18 protein-coding genes are annotated in these 15,477 nt (G+C 29.5%); 17 read left to right on the top strand and 1 reads right to left on the bottom strand.

Annotated elements, in window-relative coordinates; translation table 11 throughout:
* Positions 1–225: 225 nt before the first annotated feature.
* The 12 genes from ACREVU_RS12330 (at position 226) to ACREVU_RS12385 (ending at position 7,967) form a co-directional block, all read left to right on the top strand.
* On the top strand, positions 226–546 hold the full coding sequence (locus ACREVU_RS12330; protein WP_431551896.1) for an McrC family protein: 321 nt from the start codon (positions 226–228) through the stop codon (positions 544–546).
* 49 nt (positions 547–595) lie between these two features.
* Positions 596–850: a gamma-glutamylcyclotransferase family protein gene (locus ACREVU_RS12335; RefSeq protein WP_431551897.1), complete on the top strand. Its 255-nt coding sequence runs from the start codon at positions 596–598 to the stop codon at positions 848–850.
* A gap of 103 nt (positions 851–953) precedes the next feature.
* Complete coding sequence (locus ACREVU_RS12340; RefSeq protein ID WP_431551898.1) at positions 954–1,082, top strand: hypothetical protein; 129 nt, start codon at positions 954–956, stop codon at positions 1,080–1,082.
* A gap of 58 nt (positions 1,083–1,140) precedes the next feature.
* Positions 1,141–1,491 carry a helix-turn-helix domain-containing protein gene (locus ACREVU_RS12345; RefSeq protein WP_431551899.1) on the top strand — a complete coding sequence of 117 codons (351 nt, stop codon included), beginning with the start codon at positions 1,141–1,143 and terminating at the stop codon, positions 1,489–1,491.
* On the top strand, positions 1,481–2,239 hold the full coding sequence (locus tag ACREVU_RS12350) for an ImmA/IrrE family metallo-endopeptidase (RefSeq protein WP_431551900.1): 759 nt from the start codon (positions 1,481–1,483) through the stop codon (positions 2,237–2,239). The genes ACREVU_RS12345 and ACREVU_RS12350 overlap by 11 nt, the downstream gene beginning before the upstream one ends.
* On the top strand, positions 2,232–2,777 hold the full coding sequence (locus tag ACREVU_RS12355; RefSeq protein WP_431551901.1) for a PIN domain-containing protein: 546 nt from the start codon (positions 2,232–2,234) through the stop codon (positions 2,775–2,777). The genes ACREVU_RS12350 and ACREVU_RS12355 overlap by 8 nt, the downstream gene beginning before the upstream one ends.
* Positions 2,778–2,982: 205 nt before the next feature.
* The gene (locus tag ACREVU_RS12360) at positions 2,983–3,357 is read left to right on the top strand and encodes a hypothetical protein (protein ID WP_431551902.1); all 375 of its coding nucleotides are present in this window, start codon (positions 2,983–2,985) and stop codon (positions 3,355–3,357) included.
* 375 nt (positions 3,358–3,732) lie between these two features.
* The gene (locus tag ACREVU_RS12365) at positions 3,733–4,476 is read left to right on the top strand and encodes a hypothetical protein (protein ID WP_431551903.1); all 744 of its coding nucleotides are present in this window, start codon (positions 3,733–3,735) and stop codon (positions 4,474–4,476) included.
* A gap of 21 nt (positions 4,477–4,497) precedes the next feature.
* The gene (locus ACREVU_RS12370) at positions 4,498–5,685 is read left to right on the top strand and encodes a WG repeat-containing protein (RefSeq protein WP_431551904.1); all 1,188 of its coding nucleotides are present in this window, start codon (positions 4,498–4,500) and stop codon (positions 5,683–5,685) included.
* A 23-nt stretch (positions 5,686–5,708) separates the two neighbouring features.
* Positions 5,709–5,888 (top strand): hypothetical protein, encoded by a 180-nt coding sequence (locus ACREVU_RS12375; protein WP_431551905.1) that lies wholly within the window; start codon positions 5,709–5,711, stop codon positions 5,886–5,888.
* A gap of 19 nt (positions 5,889–5,907) precedes the next feature.
* Entirely contained in the window at positions 5,908–7,251 is a 1,344-nt protein-coding gene (locus ACREVU_RS12380; RefSeq protein ID WP_431551906.1) for a hypothetical protein, read from the top strand.
* Between the two features lie 458 nt (positions 7,252–7,709).
* On the top strand, positions 7,710–7,967 hold the full coding sequence (locus tag ACREVU_RS12385; RefSeq protein ID WP_431551907.1) for a hypothetical protein: 258 nt from the start codon (positions 7,710–7,712) through the stop codon (positions 7,965–7,967).
* Positions 7,968–8,122: 155 nt separating this feature from the next.
* Here the strand turns inward: ACREVU_RS12385 and ACREVU_RS12390 are convergent, their stop codons facing one another.
* The gene (locus tag ACREVU_RS12390; protein WP_431551908.1) at positions 8,123–9,562 is read right to left on the bottom strand and encodes a DDE-type integrase/transposase/recombinase; all 1,440 of its coding nucleotides are present in this window, start codon (positions 9,560–9,562) and stop codon (positions 8,123–8,125) included.
* Between the two features lie 543 nt (positions 9,563–10,105).
* Here ACREVU_RS12390 and ACREVU_RS12395 point away from each other — a divergent pair.
* The 5 genes from ACREVU_RS12395 to ACREVU_RS12415 all read left to right on the top strand — a co-directional run bounded on the left by ACREVU_RS12395 (position 10,106) and on the right by ACREVU_RS12415 (position 15,475).
* A complete protein-coding gene (locus ACREVU_RS12395; protein WP_431551909.1) occupies positions 10,106–10,594 on the top strand; it encodes a hypothetical protein in 489 nt (162 codons plus the stop codon).
* Complete coding sequence (locus ACREVU_RS12400; protein WP_431551910.1) at positions 10,570–10,839, top strand: hypothetical protein; 270 nt, start codon at positions 10,570–10,572, stop codon at positions 10,837–10,839. Before ACREVU_RS12395 ends, ACREVU_RS12400 begins: the two co-directional genes overlap by 25 nt.
* Positions 10,840–10,925: 86 nt before the next feature.
* Positions 10,926–13,271 (top strand): DUF8426 domain-containing protein, encoded by a 2,346-nt coding sequence (locus tag ACREVU_RS12405; protein WP_431551911.1) that lies wholly within the window; start codon positions 10,926–10,928, stop codon positions 13,269–13,271.
* Positions 13,264–14,553, top strand: coding sequence for an McrC family protein (locus ACREVU_RS12410; protein WP_431551912.1), 1,290 nt, complete (start codon positions 13,264–13,266; stop codon positions 14,551–14,553). The genes ACREVU_RS12405 and ACREVU_RS12410 overlap by 8 nt, the downstream gene beginning before the upstream one ends.
* Before the next feature lie 424 nt (positions 14,554–14,977).
* The gene (locus tag ACREVU_RS12415; protein WP_431551913.1) at positions 14,978–15,475 is read left to right on the top strand and encodes a hypothetical protein; all 498 of its coding nucleotides are present in this window, start codon (positions 14,978–14,980) and stop codon (positions 15,473–15,475) included.
* The last annotated feature ends 2 nt before the right edge of the window (positions 15,476–15,477 follow it).

Consider the following 15,477-nt stretch of genomic DNA (forward strand, 5'->3'; position numbering starts at 1 on the left):
AATAAGGATAAAATACACTCTTTATTGAAAATAAATATTCTGTTTTTTAGTTCGTATTTATATAAAGGTATTTAGTTGAAATATTCTACTATTTACATTAAATGGGCCTGTTAGGTTGATGGCCATGGACCACATTGTAAAATATGGAAGAGCATGCAGAAAGATTTTACTTGCTAAAAGATTAGTTGGAAGACGGATGATGACTATATAGAGTTATTACATAGTATGAGTACAGATATTTCTTTAACTAAAAATAATCATAGGCTTATTATTGATACAAAATTTTATCCTCAAGCTATGCAAAAAAACTATAGAAGTGAGCATAAAACCTTTATCTCAGGTAATCTGTATCAAATTTTTGCATATGTTAAAAATAGTGATTTTAGTGGTAAAGTAAGCGGGATGTTACTTTATCCAACGGTGGATTATGATTTGAATCAAGTTTATAAATTAAGTGGTAATAATGTATTTATAAAGACTGTTGATTTAAATAAGGATTTTGCGGATATTTCAAGGGCTTTAAGGGGTATCGGGGAATTAGTATAAGTATAGAGATTTAATGAATTTGGTGTTTTAATAAAGGAAGGTATTAAATATGATGAAGGACAAAGAAGAAGTATATTTATTCGGCTATGGAACTCTTATGAGCAGTCATCGAAAAGGTCATACTTATTTGGATGGTGCGGTATTTAAAGGTGAATGTACTTTGAAGGGCTTTGCCTTGTATGATCTTGGATACTACCCTGGGATAGTGGAAGACATTGAAGAAAGAGTAAAAGGAGAATTATATGCGGTTCAAAAAGATAAGCTTTCTGAGATTGATATCTACGAGATACCAAGAATGTGGTAGCAGTGAGCTATATATTAGAGAAATTCCTAATGAATATTTTCAAAAACAAATTATTTGTAAAAAGTGTGGTACTGAATTCATTAGAGAATAGAAGTTATAAGTAATGCTACAGAATAATGATGAATTGCTATGTGAAACAGATTTGGTATTATTAGAAAAATTTGGAGATGTTGAAAGTAAAAATAGATCTAAGCATCATTTTAATAGTTTTGTCATAATATATACTGAATAATACATTGAAATTATGACAAAGATATAATATAATGAAACTAATAAGAGGAGGAATTATTATGGAAAATGTTAACTTAGCAAGTAAAAGATTTAAAGAGTTACGTGAAAGTAGTAATCTAACCCAAGCACAGATAGCAAATTTTTTAAATATTGATCAGAGTTATGTATCAAAATTTGAAAAAGCAGAGCGAAAATTAAGTGTAGATATACTTGAAAAAATGTGTAATTTATTTGGATGTACTTTAAGATATTTTGAAAGTGAAGATGAGAAATACACACCGATGTCAATTGCATTTCGTTCAAATAAATTGCAAAATGAGGATTTAGAAACAATATCAGCAATAAATAAAGTAGCACTTAATATTAGATTTATTAACTTAATGCTGGAGGCGGTTAATATTGAAAAGTAGTATTGAACTAAATTCAAATGCATTAAAAATGAGAAAATTATTAAAGGAAGACTCTTCATCACCAATCGATGTTTTTTCATTAATTAATAATTTAAAGGTAATTACTTTGGTATTTTACCCAATGTCTGATAGATTAAGTGGAATGTGTATTAGAGAGGGAAACAGTAAAGTAATTGGGATAAATTCAAACATGTCTTATGGCAGACAGAGGTTTACAGCAGCACATGAATTATATCACTTGTTTTTTGAAAAAGAATTAAGAAGTGTAATTTGTGAGAAGGATATTAGTGAATCAAAATCAGATAGTGAAAAAGAGGCAGATAAATTTGCTTCATATCTTTTGGCTCCATATGATTCACTAAGAGCTTATTTAGAAGAATATAATATGCTAGATAATCATGCATTGAATATAGAAGATGTTATAAATATGGAACAGTTTTATCAATTGAGTCATAAGGCTATGGTATACAGGTTAGTATATGATGGATATTTGGATTTTAATACATCCAATAGTCTAAAAATGGCAGTTATACAAAAGGCTATGAGACTCGGATATGATGATAAATTATATAAAGCATCAGAAGAAGAAAGAAAGTATTTTTCAATTGGTGAATATGTGCAAAAGGTAGAAGAATTAAAAGAAAGAGATTTAATTTCAAATGGAAAGTACGAAGAGTTGTTGTTAGATGCCTTCAGAGCAGATATAGTTTATAATCTAGGAAGTGAAGGTGTAGAATTATATGATTGATAAATATTTTTTTGACACTGATTGTTTATGTGCGTTTCTTTGGGTGAAAAATGAAAATCTTTTAATAAAACTTTACGGAGGTAAAATTATATTACCTGGTCAGGTCTACTCAGAATTATCACATCCAAGAACACCACATCTAAAGACACTGACCGATACTTTAAAGAATAATGGAGATATATTGATTGAAAATATTGAGATGGATACAGAAGAGTATAAAATATATTGTAAATTAACAAGAAATCCAGACAAAGGTTTCAAAGTTATTGGTAAAGGTGAAGCTGCAGCAATTGCGTTAGTTAAAATTAGAGGTGGAGTATTAGCAAGTAATAATATGAGAGATATTCAGCAGTATGTAGAAGAATATGGATTAGATCATATTACAACTGGTGATATTTTAATCGAAGCACTAAACAAACAATATATTTCAGAGGATGAAGGAAATAAAATTTGGGCGAAGATGTTATTAAAAAATAGAAAATTGCCTACCAATACTTTTACTGATTTTTTAGAGAAGAAAAAGAACAGTTTAAAATGAATTAGTTGTGTTTTTTTTAATACTTTAATTTATTAATAACAGAGTGATGAAAGGTATAATTATCTAAAGTCCTAAAAAAGCAAAATAAAAAATGTATTAAAAGACCCATCTACATTGATGGGTCTATTTTGGTTCGGGATAATATCTTATTACATCTTATTGGAAAATTTTACACCTCAGGGGTAGTTGTGAGACGAAGTCGAGCTTGCTTACCACTTATAAGGATGAGAAAACTTTCTGTCGAAAGTGCTTAAGTAAACTTGAAGATATTGACACTCCTATATTGGATATAATATTTAATTTAAATAAAAAAGGATATCGAACTGAGTACTGCTGCAGTGGACATCCTGAACAAAAGGTCTACTCAGCATATCTTGTTGTAAGTGAAAGTATAAATGGAGAAATAGCTCCAGAGGGATTTAGCCTGAAATATAAGGATAATAGAACCATAATAACTTCTTTAAATGTTAAAAAGAGTAAAGTGAAAGCATCAACTGTTGAACTTGAAAAATTGGCTAGAAAGAATTTGGGTAACCTTAGAAAATGGATTATAGAGTTGCCAGAGCACACTTGTAATTAGTATCTGCTAATAAGTAACATATTCTACCAGGACTCCTGACTTATGAAAGCTATCGAAATGAATTAAAATTTTTGATAGTTTTTTTAATTTTAGAGAAAAGTATAAATCTAGAATGGGGTAAATTTGTTAAAAGAATGGGAAAATTGTATCCCATCAACTTTATTCAAGAATAGGTACAATAGTATTTGTTCGAAAGAACTCCAGTGAAATATTATTTATAAAGTTAAAAATTTGCTAATAAAACTCTGAGGTAATCTTAGAGTTTTATTATTTTGCCTATTTTTACATATATTGAAGGAAAAAATAGTTTTATGTTGAAATAACATAAAATAGATATTAATACATGAGATGATATAAATAGAAGGAGTGGTTTAGATGGCTAATTTAAATTCAGGTTCAGCAATTCAGGGAAGCAGATTATATTTACAGGAGTACATAGTCAATGCAAAAGAGAAATTATCAGAGCTAATAATTGCGGCATCACCATCACTACTATCATTTATTGGCAGTAAATCTGAAATAGAGTGGAAGTCACCTTTAAAAAAACCAGAAAAACTAGGAAAAGAGGAATTCTATGAGTATAGAGATGATTTTCTAGAAGTTTTTTATTTAGATGATGAAGTTAATCTTAGCAAAGCGAAAGAAAAACTAAGAGAATTTTGGCCTAAAAATGGTCCGCAATGGGATGGTTTAGCAATTGTTAATGATATTAAGGGACAAAAGGGATTGTTACTTGTTGAGGCTAAGGCACATATTGATGAAACTAAATCAGACATAAAAGCTGTGTCTACAGAAAGTATTGATAAGATAAAAAAGGCAATAACAGTTACCCAGGAGTGTTATGGAATTGAAACTACTGATTGGACTAAGCATTATTATCAACTTGGAAACAGATTAGCATTTTTATATTTTATGAATGAAGTTTTGAATATACCAACTTGGTTTGTTCTAATTAACTTTACAGAGGGGGATTATAAGACCACTGGTATAGAAAAATGGTTAGGGCATTATCATAGAATTTATGGTGCAATGGGAATAAAACATAATAATTATAAGCTGTTAAGCAATATGATTCAGATATTTCCTATTGCATTAAAGGGAAAGTGTAAAGCTAAATAAATTATTCAAGGAGGATACAGAATGGCTTATCCATTGGAATTTATTACATGGCTAGAAGATCATGATGACTTATGTAATGAACTATTTCATAGTTCGGCTATAACTGAATACTTAAAAGGTCATATTGAATGGTATCCTGTTATTTCCTTTCATATGGGATGCGAAGATTATAATGGAGATTTTGATACAGAATTTAATAGGAGAGTAAATTTATTATATGAAATGTTCATAAGTGGAGAAATTAAACATCGGCTAGTGCCTAATAAGAAAACACTATATGGTTATATTGATAAAACTGGTGCTTTTACTATTGAGCCTAAGTTTGATAATGCATTAGATTTTTATAATGGAAGAGCATGGGTAAGTACAAATAATAAATATGGAGTTATAAACAAAAAAGGACAATATTTAATTGAGCCTTTGTATGATGCTGTTGGAAGTTCAACGGAAAATGCGACCTGGGTAAAACTTAATGGGGTATGGGGATTATTAGATAACAACAGTAAATTTATAATGGAACCTCGGTATGATTTTGATTCTATGGAATCTTATAATGAGGATCTTATGTCTGTAACTATATATGAGAAAGTAGGATTTATTGATACTAAAGGGAACATGGTTATAAGACCATGTTTTAATGGTGGTGGATTAAAATTTTCAGAGGGACTAGCACCGGTTTCATTAGGCATAGATGATCCATGGTGGGGATTTACAGATAAATGTGGAGTAATTGTATTTGAAGGATTTGAAGATGCAGGTAACTTTTCTAATGGTTTAGCAGCGGTACTTAGAAGTGGTACATGGAATTATATTAATAAAAATGGCCAAACTGTAATAGAAACTGAATTTGAAGAGGCCTATGATTTTGAAGAAGGATTGGCATGTATAAAAATAAATGGCATGTATGGATTTATAAATGATTCAGGAAATTATGTGATAGAACCTAAGTATGTAAGGTCTACTTCTTTTAGAAATGGATTTTCTAATGTCACTATAAGTGGTAAAGAAGGCTTTATTAATAAATCAGGTGAAATAGTAGTAGAACCAAAATTTGATTTAGTATTTCCTTTTGAGGAGGGATTAGCAGTAGTTTATTTGAATGGGAAATGTGGCTGCATTAATTCAAAAGGAAATTTTATAATAGAGCAACGATTTGATAGTGCTTTTAGTTTTTCAGATGGTTTAATGTGTGTAGGAATGCAACAATAGGTTTTCAAAGTTTCTTAGAGAATATGAAAGCAAGGAGTAAAGAAGTATTAGACACAGGTGAAATTAGTAATAGAGGTACAAAAGAGAGCGAATTTGGAGCGCTTTTTATAAATGAAAAGAATAGTTTTGGCAAGATGATAGAGTTTTTTTCGGATTTTAATAAGACTCTTTTAGAAGAAATACAAAAAGAATTTAAATTTTGATTAAAATGGAGGGATTTTCATGTGCGAATTCAAACAAAAATTTCAATGCAGCATTTCTGTTATCCCCATAGTAGCTACAGAAAAAAGATATATAGATATTATTCAAAAATCAATGCAAAAGGTAATTCCGTATATAGAGGAATTAACTAAGGTTAGATATTATCCTGTTACAACATATATAGTAGATGATTATACAATAAAAGTAAAATATTCTGGATTGTTAGGGTATGAGACAGATGAACTTATTTTTGAGGACATCAAGGAAGTATTAAAATTTTTATCGTGGATAGCCATAGGGTATCATGCTAAAAGGTTTAATTCTATTGGTGAAGATATTGATTATATGAATTTTTGTAATTTAAAAGAGGTGCAATTAGATAAATTAAGATGGAAGTCAGAAGGCATGTGCTTTTATTTTGAAAAATATTGTGAAGGTAAAGATAATATAAATTTAGATGAATTGTTTATTGAAGAGATATCAAAAGATATGGATTTTATTGAAAATTTCTTTGATAACTTTAAAGAAATACTAAATACTTTTTGGAAAATCACTAATAAACGTGGATTAAAAGATATAAGGCTTGATTATGAAGAAGGAAAAGTATATCCACTAATTAGAGTATGGGAAAAATATTTAAGTAACAAAAATTTTGAAATCATAAAGAAAAATATTGTTGAAGATGGTAAATGGACTAATAAGTTAACTGATCTTATCCAGGTTGTCGTAATAACATTAGAAATGTTGAAGAAAATGTTGTATAAATTTAAAATCACTACTAATAAGTTTTGTACTATAATAAAGGAAATGCATAATTATGGTGTTTATTTTCATAAAAGTGAAGGCAGTGATCCTCAATTTGCCAAGATACTTGTCGACAATGGTTTTCCAGAATGTATTGAGCAGTTTAATACAGGAAAGGTATTAATTTGTATTGATAGAATAATGAAAAGGGTAGACCAGGTATATGAGGCTAATCCTAATATTAAAAAAGATTTATTAATTGAAAATTTAATAACAGCACTTCTTGTACATGAGCATACCCATGCAGCCAATTTTGAGGGGGCTAACTATAATCATTCACAATCATTATTTACCTCTCATGAAAATAAAAACAATTATATATATAGTGTTGTTACTGAAGCATTAGCGGAGTGGTCAGAACTTAACTATTTTCGTGATGATAATATAATAAGTGAGATTATATTATCTCATATAAATAGTGGGGAAATTAAAGATTGGCCATATGCTGGAGCAGCATTAATAGAGAATAGATTTAATGAATTAGGTGTAACAAATTTCCAAACAATATTTGATATGTCAAGAGTGAGTTGTAGAAACGCTTATAAAATATTAAAATTATAATGCACAATTGAAAATTAAAAGGAGAAGAAATTATGTGTATTGATGTGATTTCGAGAATGTTTGTGGATTACAAGGTGTTTGATAAGGTAATATAGTCTTTTGGTCACAACTATAGGGTGTTATTAAAAGTAAAGAAGATTACGAAAGTTACAATTAATTGCTAGGTAAGAAAAAGTTATTCTCTTATAATAGTTTTAATAAGGGAAATTATCGACTGGGGCGTGAAAACATGAATGTTATTTTAAGTATAAAAAGATTTGATTCAATTACATAATATTAAAAAAGAACTCGAATAATTACTTGTTGTATGATTAAAAGTTAAATAACCTATTCAACTCTATAATGTTATAAGTATAGGTAATACAAATATAAATCAAACTAGTAGAGCAATTATTAAATTAATAAGTAATAAAAAATAACCAATTGTATATAAATTATGAAAAATAAGGAGAATATATATGTTTATATTAATTGAATCAGTTCAAGAAATAAGAATAATGCCTATGAGTAAAAATGGAGAATTTGATAATAAAACAATCGCTGAAGTACAGAAAGAGTATTTCTTAAAGGAGTTATTTAATAGGCAAGATTGTAGTTATCATTTTAAAAAGATAGGTATAAAAAATCATAATGGAAGCTTAATATTATTTCAATATGATAATAAAATAATTGCATCGGCACAACTGAAGAATGTAGAAAAGGGTAGTGTAAAGTAATCTATGAAAAAATGAGATGAACTAGTTTGGCTTAAATATACAAAAAATATTTTGAAAATAGCTTGATTTATTAATATCAGAATGAAATTAGACATGCCAAAAAGGCCTTAAAGTTAAGGCAAAAATACAATTAATATTAAAAATATATTACTTGATCATGAGCATTGATTTGTTTGCATTTTTAAAATAGTTTGTTGACCAAGTAAGATGAGTAATTGCCATTTAGCAGGCATATTACCTGCATTAGTTAACTCATCTAACTCATTTAATGGTCTCCAATAGTTATGAGGATGAGGACGCAGAAAATTGTAATAAGCGACCCAGAGGGATACACCATATAGAGCACCATTTTCACTTCCATAGCCGCAAGTTACACGGTAAGATGATTTGAAGGTTCGATTAAGGCGTTCCACAACCTCCTTTACCCAGCGGAATTCAGTCGATACGGCATCATCATTAGTTAGTCCGATGACCTGAGTAATATCAAAATCCCAACCTTTTTCAAGCATACATTGTTGGCTTGCGAGAGGATATGCACTATAACCATCTGCAATAAATTTCAAAGCTTTACCTGGGAAGGTTTTAAATTTTTCAAAAGCCATGCGCATGGCTAGGATACAAGGTCCTACTGCACGAGTATCTGATACCTGGTAGCCTAGGATGGATTTTTTACAGGCATCCATGATAAACCAGACATAATGGTGGATACCTTTTACCTTGATATACGTTTCGTCAGCAGAAAGGATGTTGGCAGGCTTATAGTCAAAGGTATCCGTAAATGGCTTAATAACAGCGGCAGCTGTCATAGCATAGTTAGCAATCATTGTATGGGAAATTTTGATGCCATGTATTTCTTCTAAGGCATGCGAAGTCATCCTTGTTGATAGTTTAAGGTTAACATGATAAGTAAGGCATAAACCCATTATGTAGGCATTGAACTTTTTGTATTTGAAGTTAATCGCATTTGAAGGAAGTTCATGCAAGTCCATCTTAAAGAAATTAATGTTAAATTCACGATAAATGTAGTGGAGCTTATACTTATGTTTATCTGCAACATTTAACCCTTTGGGAAGTTTAGCAAGATTCTTACGATAGTAAGAGCACTTAGCATTAACACATTTATGTATGCGAAAATTTTTACGGTCTTTCTTGGGAACAAGAATATTTTGGCAGTAAGGACAACGTAAAGCTAAAGGATAAGTATAAATGTTGGTTTCACTAAAAAGTTCACCACAGATTTTACATTGATACTGACCTTTAGCACCATTATTTTTATAAATATAATGGTGCGGAGCGCCGCAACGAGGACATACGGTAGTTTCAGAAATGGTTTCCTTAGACCTGCGATTTATTGGTTTAACACTCTTACCATATTTATGTTTATAATAGCCTAAAAGTAGTTGATAATCTACAGGATTTGGAATGATCATCTGAGGAAGCTTGTCCACCTTGAACTTTTGATATTCGGGACTATGGGAATCGTCAAAAGCCCACTGTTTTAGAGGAATATGCTTAGCAATAAATAGAAGTAATATACTAATTTGTTTCAAAAGGTATTGATTATACAAAACTAAATAAGTTATAATTGAACTCATAACAATGACACCCTTTCATGTGTATTTTTGTGAGGTTAGATACTCAATTATAACATGTAATTAGGGGGTCATTGTTTTTTGTATCTAAAAAACTCTGTAACCCTTGATATATATAAGAAAAATCGAAAAAGTAGTGTAAAAAAATTTACACTACCTAGAAAAGTATGATGGAATAAAAGATGGAAAGTATAGCGGAGAAATCACATTTTATAAGGATACTATACAAGTTTTTGAACCTATTGAAGCAAATGAACTACGTAAAATAGACTGCAATTTTAAGCAGTTTTCTAATGTTAAACAGTTTTTAGGTGTAAATAGTAAAAAACAGTTAGATGTGAACAAATTAAAACAAATACTTGATTTAATGCATAGTAAAAAGAAATAATAGTAAGATTAGGTCTTATATATTTGCAAATACCTTTAAATAATTGCACTTGTTTAAAAATAAAATTTTTAAGCTAAAGATATGTTTAAGAATAAGAGCTTGCCACTTGCCACGTAGATGGCACCAAATTTTAGATTTAAAATAGGATATTAAAAAAGATGATAGACTTAAAGACTCATATAAAAGGCGAGAAAAACGCATCTATAGATCTAATAAACATTAAGGATATAGTAGGCTACTTGCCAATTAATAACTTAATAGATTCAAGGATTTTCTCTAGACTTTTGGATGATGACAAGATGGTAGCCAGCTATAAAATGTATTGGTTGCTTGGAATATTAGAGGAAGTTAGCATTGAAAATATGGAGATTGAGTTTAAAAAGCTTATTGCTAGGATGATAGTATATGCGTGGTACCCTCAGCGACAATTCAAATTGAATTTTGGGTTCTCTGATAACCTAAAAAAGTCTATTGGTTATGTAGCTTTGAAGAATGAGTTTCCAACCAATTGCAATGAAAAAGAACTACTGGATTTTTTATATAAAAGTGAAGATAAAGAAATGATCAAATGTGGAATCTTGTACCAACCTTTAAAAACGTTAATAGTAAGAAAAACGATAAATTGCTCTTATATGATAATTATATAGATGATTTTTGCAGTACTCAATATAAAGCATTTTCCTATATTTGTGATAAGAAAATAGTACACAGTCTTGAAGAATATGTGGATGTGCTAAATTTAGAGAAATTAGCAGATGTGCTGGAGGTATTGGTGGGACTAGCTAGTCATCTTGGATATACAGAAGTGGAATTGTTTGCGAAGAGGAAGCAGAAGAAGGAGGAACGTGGTGGATTTAATGAGGGAGTTGTGCTGGAGAGGGTTTGGGAATAGGGTTAATAGAGCTTTTTAAGATATTAAAATATTCGTGATTTTTAATTGATTTGGTTTATACAAACTTTAGAGGAGAGTGTATGGTTATGACTGATTTATATATTGGAAAATTTAGTTCTAATTATCCAGAACAAGTAGAGGAAAGATTTTATGCGGCTGGTGCTGAGGGCGCTGACTGGTATGGAGGTATTAAACCTGGTGATTATGTGTTTCCTGTTTTTAGTGGAAAAATAAATGAACTTTGGTGTGTAAAAGAATATACTAAAAAAGAAAATAAGATTAATAAAGATGGAGTAGTTGTATTTGAGTTAGTTAAAACATTTAAAGAGCCTATAAGATTATCGGATGAATTTATTAGATACAGGTACTTTGAACCAGATCTTAATTTGTTAAATAAGAGTGCTAAGAGTGTTAAAAATTGTGGCTTTATTAAAATAACAGTGTCAAAAGGATGTCCTGAGCCTGATAGTATAGAATTCAGGAATAACTTTAGAAATGTTTTTATTGCGCTTGATGGTGAAAAGCTTATTTTGGATGAAAGAGATTTTGGTATTATTATTAACAATATCGAAGAAGGTAGTATTAAAGGAATTTATATTTACGAGGATGGACAGTTGAAGATTTATGAATCGTTAAGTAAACTTTATGATATAAAAAACGAAGAAAAATATTCGTTACCACAGCTTTTGGAATATGCTGAAATAGATAATGCAAGTAAGAAAAAAAATTATCTTGAATCTGTTATATCTGATTTAAAAGAAAACGGCAAGTTCATTGTTTCCAATCCCATAGCATTATATGATAATGTTTTGGTAGGGAGAAAAAAAAGTGCACCTTCTAAGACTAAGGTTAAGATAGATTCTACTATAGAAGATGTAGAATTTGTAGAAGAAGAAGAAACAAATCCAGAAGAAGCTGCTGAGTTTCAAAAATATGTAGACTTACTTAAGTTTAATCCGAATATGATACTTTATGGACCACCTGGAACAGGAAAAACTTATTCCACAGCAAAGATTATAGAATATATGGATATTAACTATAGTAATAAACATACTTCTTTTGAAACCATAGAAAAAGATGGAAGAGTTAAATTTATAACTTTTCATCAATCTTATTCTTATGAAGAATTTATTGAGGGAATACGTCCACAGATAAATGATGATGAGGATTCAGAGCAAGGAACTGGAATTAAGTACAAGGTTGAGGATGGTATCTTAAAACAATTAGCAAATTTGGCTTCAATGCAGGTGTTAAAGGCTGATAAAAGAATAAAAGGAACTGAAATAATCAGTGAAAAAAGTAGAATCTGGAAAATTTCCTTAGGAAGTCGCAATAAAGATGAAAAAATTTATAATGAATGTATAGCTAGAAATGATATTGCCATAGGCTGGTTGAATGATATAAATCTTAAAGAAAAAAACTATGAAGAGGTATTTGATTTGCTTAAAATTGAAAGAGGAGTAAATGGAAAAAAACCTTTTCAAGATGCAGATTCGGTATATACATTCATTAGCGAAATTCAAATTGGTGATGTGGTATTTATTTACGACGGACCTAGAACTATACGAGATATAGGAGTAGTAGAGGGAGAATATGATTATAAGCCAGAATTGAGTTACTCACATAGACGTAGCATTAAATGGATAAAGCACTATAATCCTGGTTACGACATATATGCATTTAATGGACAGACAATACTCACATTAAAAACTGTTTATCAGCTTCATAGAATTAATTTTACAGACTTAAATAGGATATTGAAAGAAGATGAAAGCAACCAGGTAGTGGTAAGAAGTGAAGCAAAAATAGCACCATATTATCTTATAATTGATGAAATAAATAGGGGTAATATATCAAAAATATTTGGCGAGCTTATAACACTAATAGAAAAAGATAAGCGTGGTAAAATTAATTGTGTTTTACCATATTCAAAAAAGCCATTTACCTTGCCTGAAAACTTATATATAATCGGAACAATGAATACTGCGGATCGATCTATTGCACTTTTAGATACTGCATTGAGAAGAAGATTTGTATTTGTGGAGATTGAGCCGGATATAAAGCTATTCGATAATCCTAACGTTGTAATTAGTCCCAAAGTTAATAATACAATAGATCTTGGAAAATTATTGAATGCATTGAATATTAAAATAGTTAAAAAGCTTGATCGAGAGCATAGAATAGGTCATGCATATTTTATAGATATTATCAGTATGGGAGATTTATACAAGGTATGGTACTATAAAATACTGCCTCTCCTCATGGAATATTTTTATGGTGATATTGAAAGTCTTAAGGCAATAACAGGAAAAGAATTTTTTGATGATATGGGAAGCATTATCTTCATAAGCTATAAAGAAAAATCAGGGGGAATCTCAGAATTTGAAGCTGCATTATTAAAAATATGCCAAGCAGGAAATGCAAATGAATAGTGAAGTAATTACAATATTTGAGGATAATCAAATAAAAATGCAACTAACTGAAAAACAGAAAAAAGACATGCTGGGTTTGAAAGATCTGTGGGGAACACAGAATCTTTCAATACAAGCTGATGGAACTGTTATTATGAAACATTATGTAGGGTTTGTAGTCAGTGGAGAAACACGAATTCAAATATTGCCAAAGATATATAGCAAGGATAGTTATGATAAAGACAAGGAAGCAAGGGAGGCCTGTGAACTTCTTTTGAGATTACTATCTTACTCTGGTTATTTGTCAATAAAAGAAATTCCTAAGCCACAGACTATAGAAGGGTGTAAAAATGATTTATTAGAAATATTCATAACCATGTTTATAGATAAATTTCTAAAGCTTTTTTGTACTGATCCTCATAGGCAATATGAAACCACAGAAGAAAACCTTCAGTTTATTAAAGGAAAGATACTGTTTCAAAAGTCTTTATTAAAAAATATTTATACAAACCATCTTCATTATGTTGAATATGAGGAATTTACTATAGACACGGTACTTAATAGAATATTTAAAACTATATTTTTAAAATTAATATATGTAACAAAGATAAATTCAAGTAAGGTAAAAATTAAGTTAGCCCTTACATACTTAGAGGATGTTAATATAATAGCATTATCTCCAATAATATTTAATAGTATAAAGTTCAATAGATTAAATGAAAAGTATAAACCTCTATATAATTTTGCAAAACTATTTTACTACAATCAACAACCGGGGTTTAAGAATGGAGATGAAAATGTATTCACTTTCCTAGTACCTTTAAATAAACTCTTTGAATATTATCTATTTAAGCTTTTGAAAGGAGCTTACATAAACATAGAAGGTAAAGAATGTAAAGTTAATTACCAAAAGCCACAACGTTATCTTGGAGAATATCAAGGGGAGGATATATTTCTTATGAAACCTGATATTACTGTAACGGAAGGTAACAATGTTAAAGTAATATTAGATGCAAAATATAAAAAGATAGCAGCGAGGTCAGATTCATTTGTTTCACAGTCGGATATATATCAAATGATTGGTTATGCATCACATTATAAATGCAAAGATATATTCTTAGTTTATCCTGCTTATAAATATAAAGATAAACTTGAAAAACCAATAACTATTAAGGTTAAGGTTTTTAATGAAGAAGTTAATATAAGAATAATTGAAGTAGATATTCTAAATGAGAATATTGAAGAAACACGGTTGGAATTACTAAACTCAATATCAAATTTAAGCACAAGGGAATTACCATAACGGATAGGCGGTTAATGCTTATCTGTTTTATTTTTTCTACTTTCTAATGTTAAAGAACTTTAGGTAAAATCCACTCAACCTTTTTTAATTTTTAATGTGACTTTATTCCCCTAATTTAGCAAAGTGGCTGTGATAGAATGAAATTAATAAACAATTAAATAATAAAATGTAAAATTATGTTGTGACATATATTTTTAAATATATAATTTCAGCGCAAGCTTAACAAAAAATATTCAAAAAAATAAAGTGATTAAATAAAAATGATTGCTTTTAAAATTATAAATACCCTTGAGAGTTATAGTAAATAAAATTATTAACAATATTGTTGAGAGAGAGTGTTGTAATAGTAAATTTGGGAGAATGGAATAATAGTGAAGCGGTAAAGGTCTTGCTATAGGCAGAACATGGTGAAAGGAGAAGTATTATGGAAAAGTGGTTAGATGTTAGCAAAGATAAAATTGAAACAGCTGAATTTGTGTCCTACGGTATTATAGAACCAATAAAGAAAATAAAATCATATAGAGTACTGCCTGGTGATATGGGTGCATGGGATGGGAATGGGTTAGAACTAAGAAAAATGCTCAGTAATTTATTTTTTGAGTATTCAAAACAATCAGAGCGAACATATGATTGTACTACTTTTAAATGTGGTATTCCAGAAGATACTATGAGAAAAATTCTAAATGGTAGGTGTGCAATCACAAGAAACTTTTTATCCAAATTTACGGTAGGGTTAAAAATAGATATAGAAATTGCAGATAAACTTTTTGAATTATTTAGTGGGGGACTTAACCCTAAAAATAAGTTTGATTATATAGTAATTTGTGCTTTGCGAGATAAGGATGATTTCTCTGTGTTTTATGAAGATGTGAAAAAATATTGTGATATAAATTTACTTAAAGAGAGAGGATCAAAGGAATAAAG

This window comes from Clostridium sp. (genome assembly GCF_050717535.1).
Classification (GTDB): domain Bacteria; phylum Bacillota; class Clostridia; order Clostridiales; family Clostridiaceae; genus Clostridium_AD.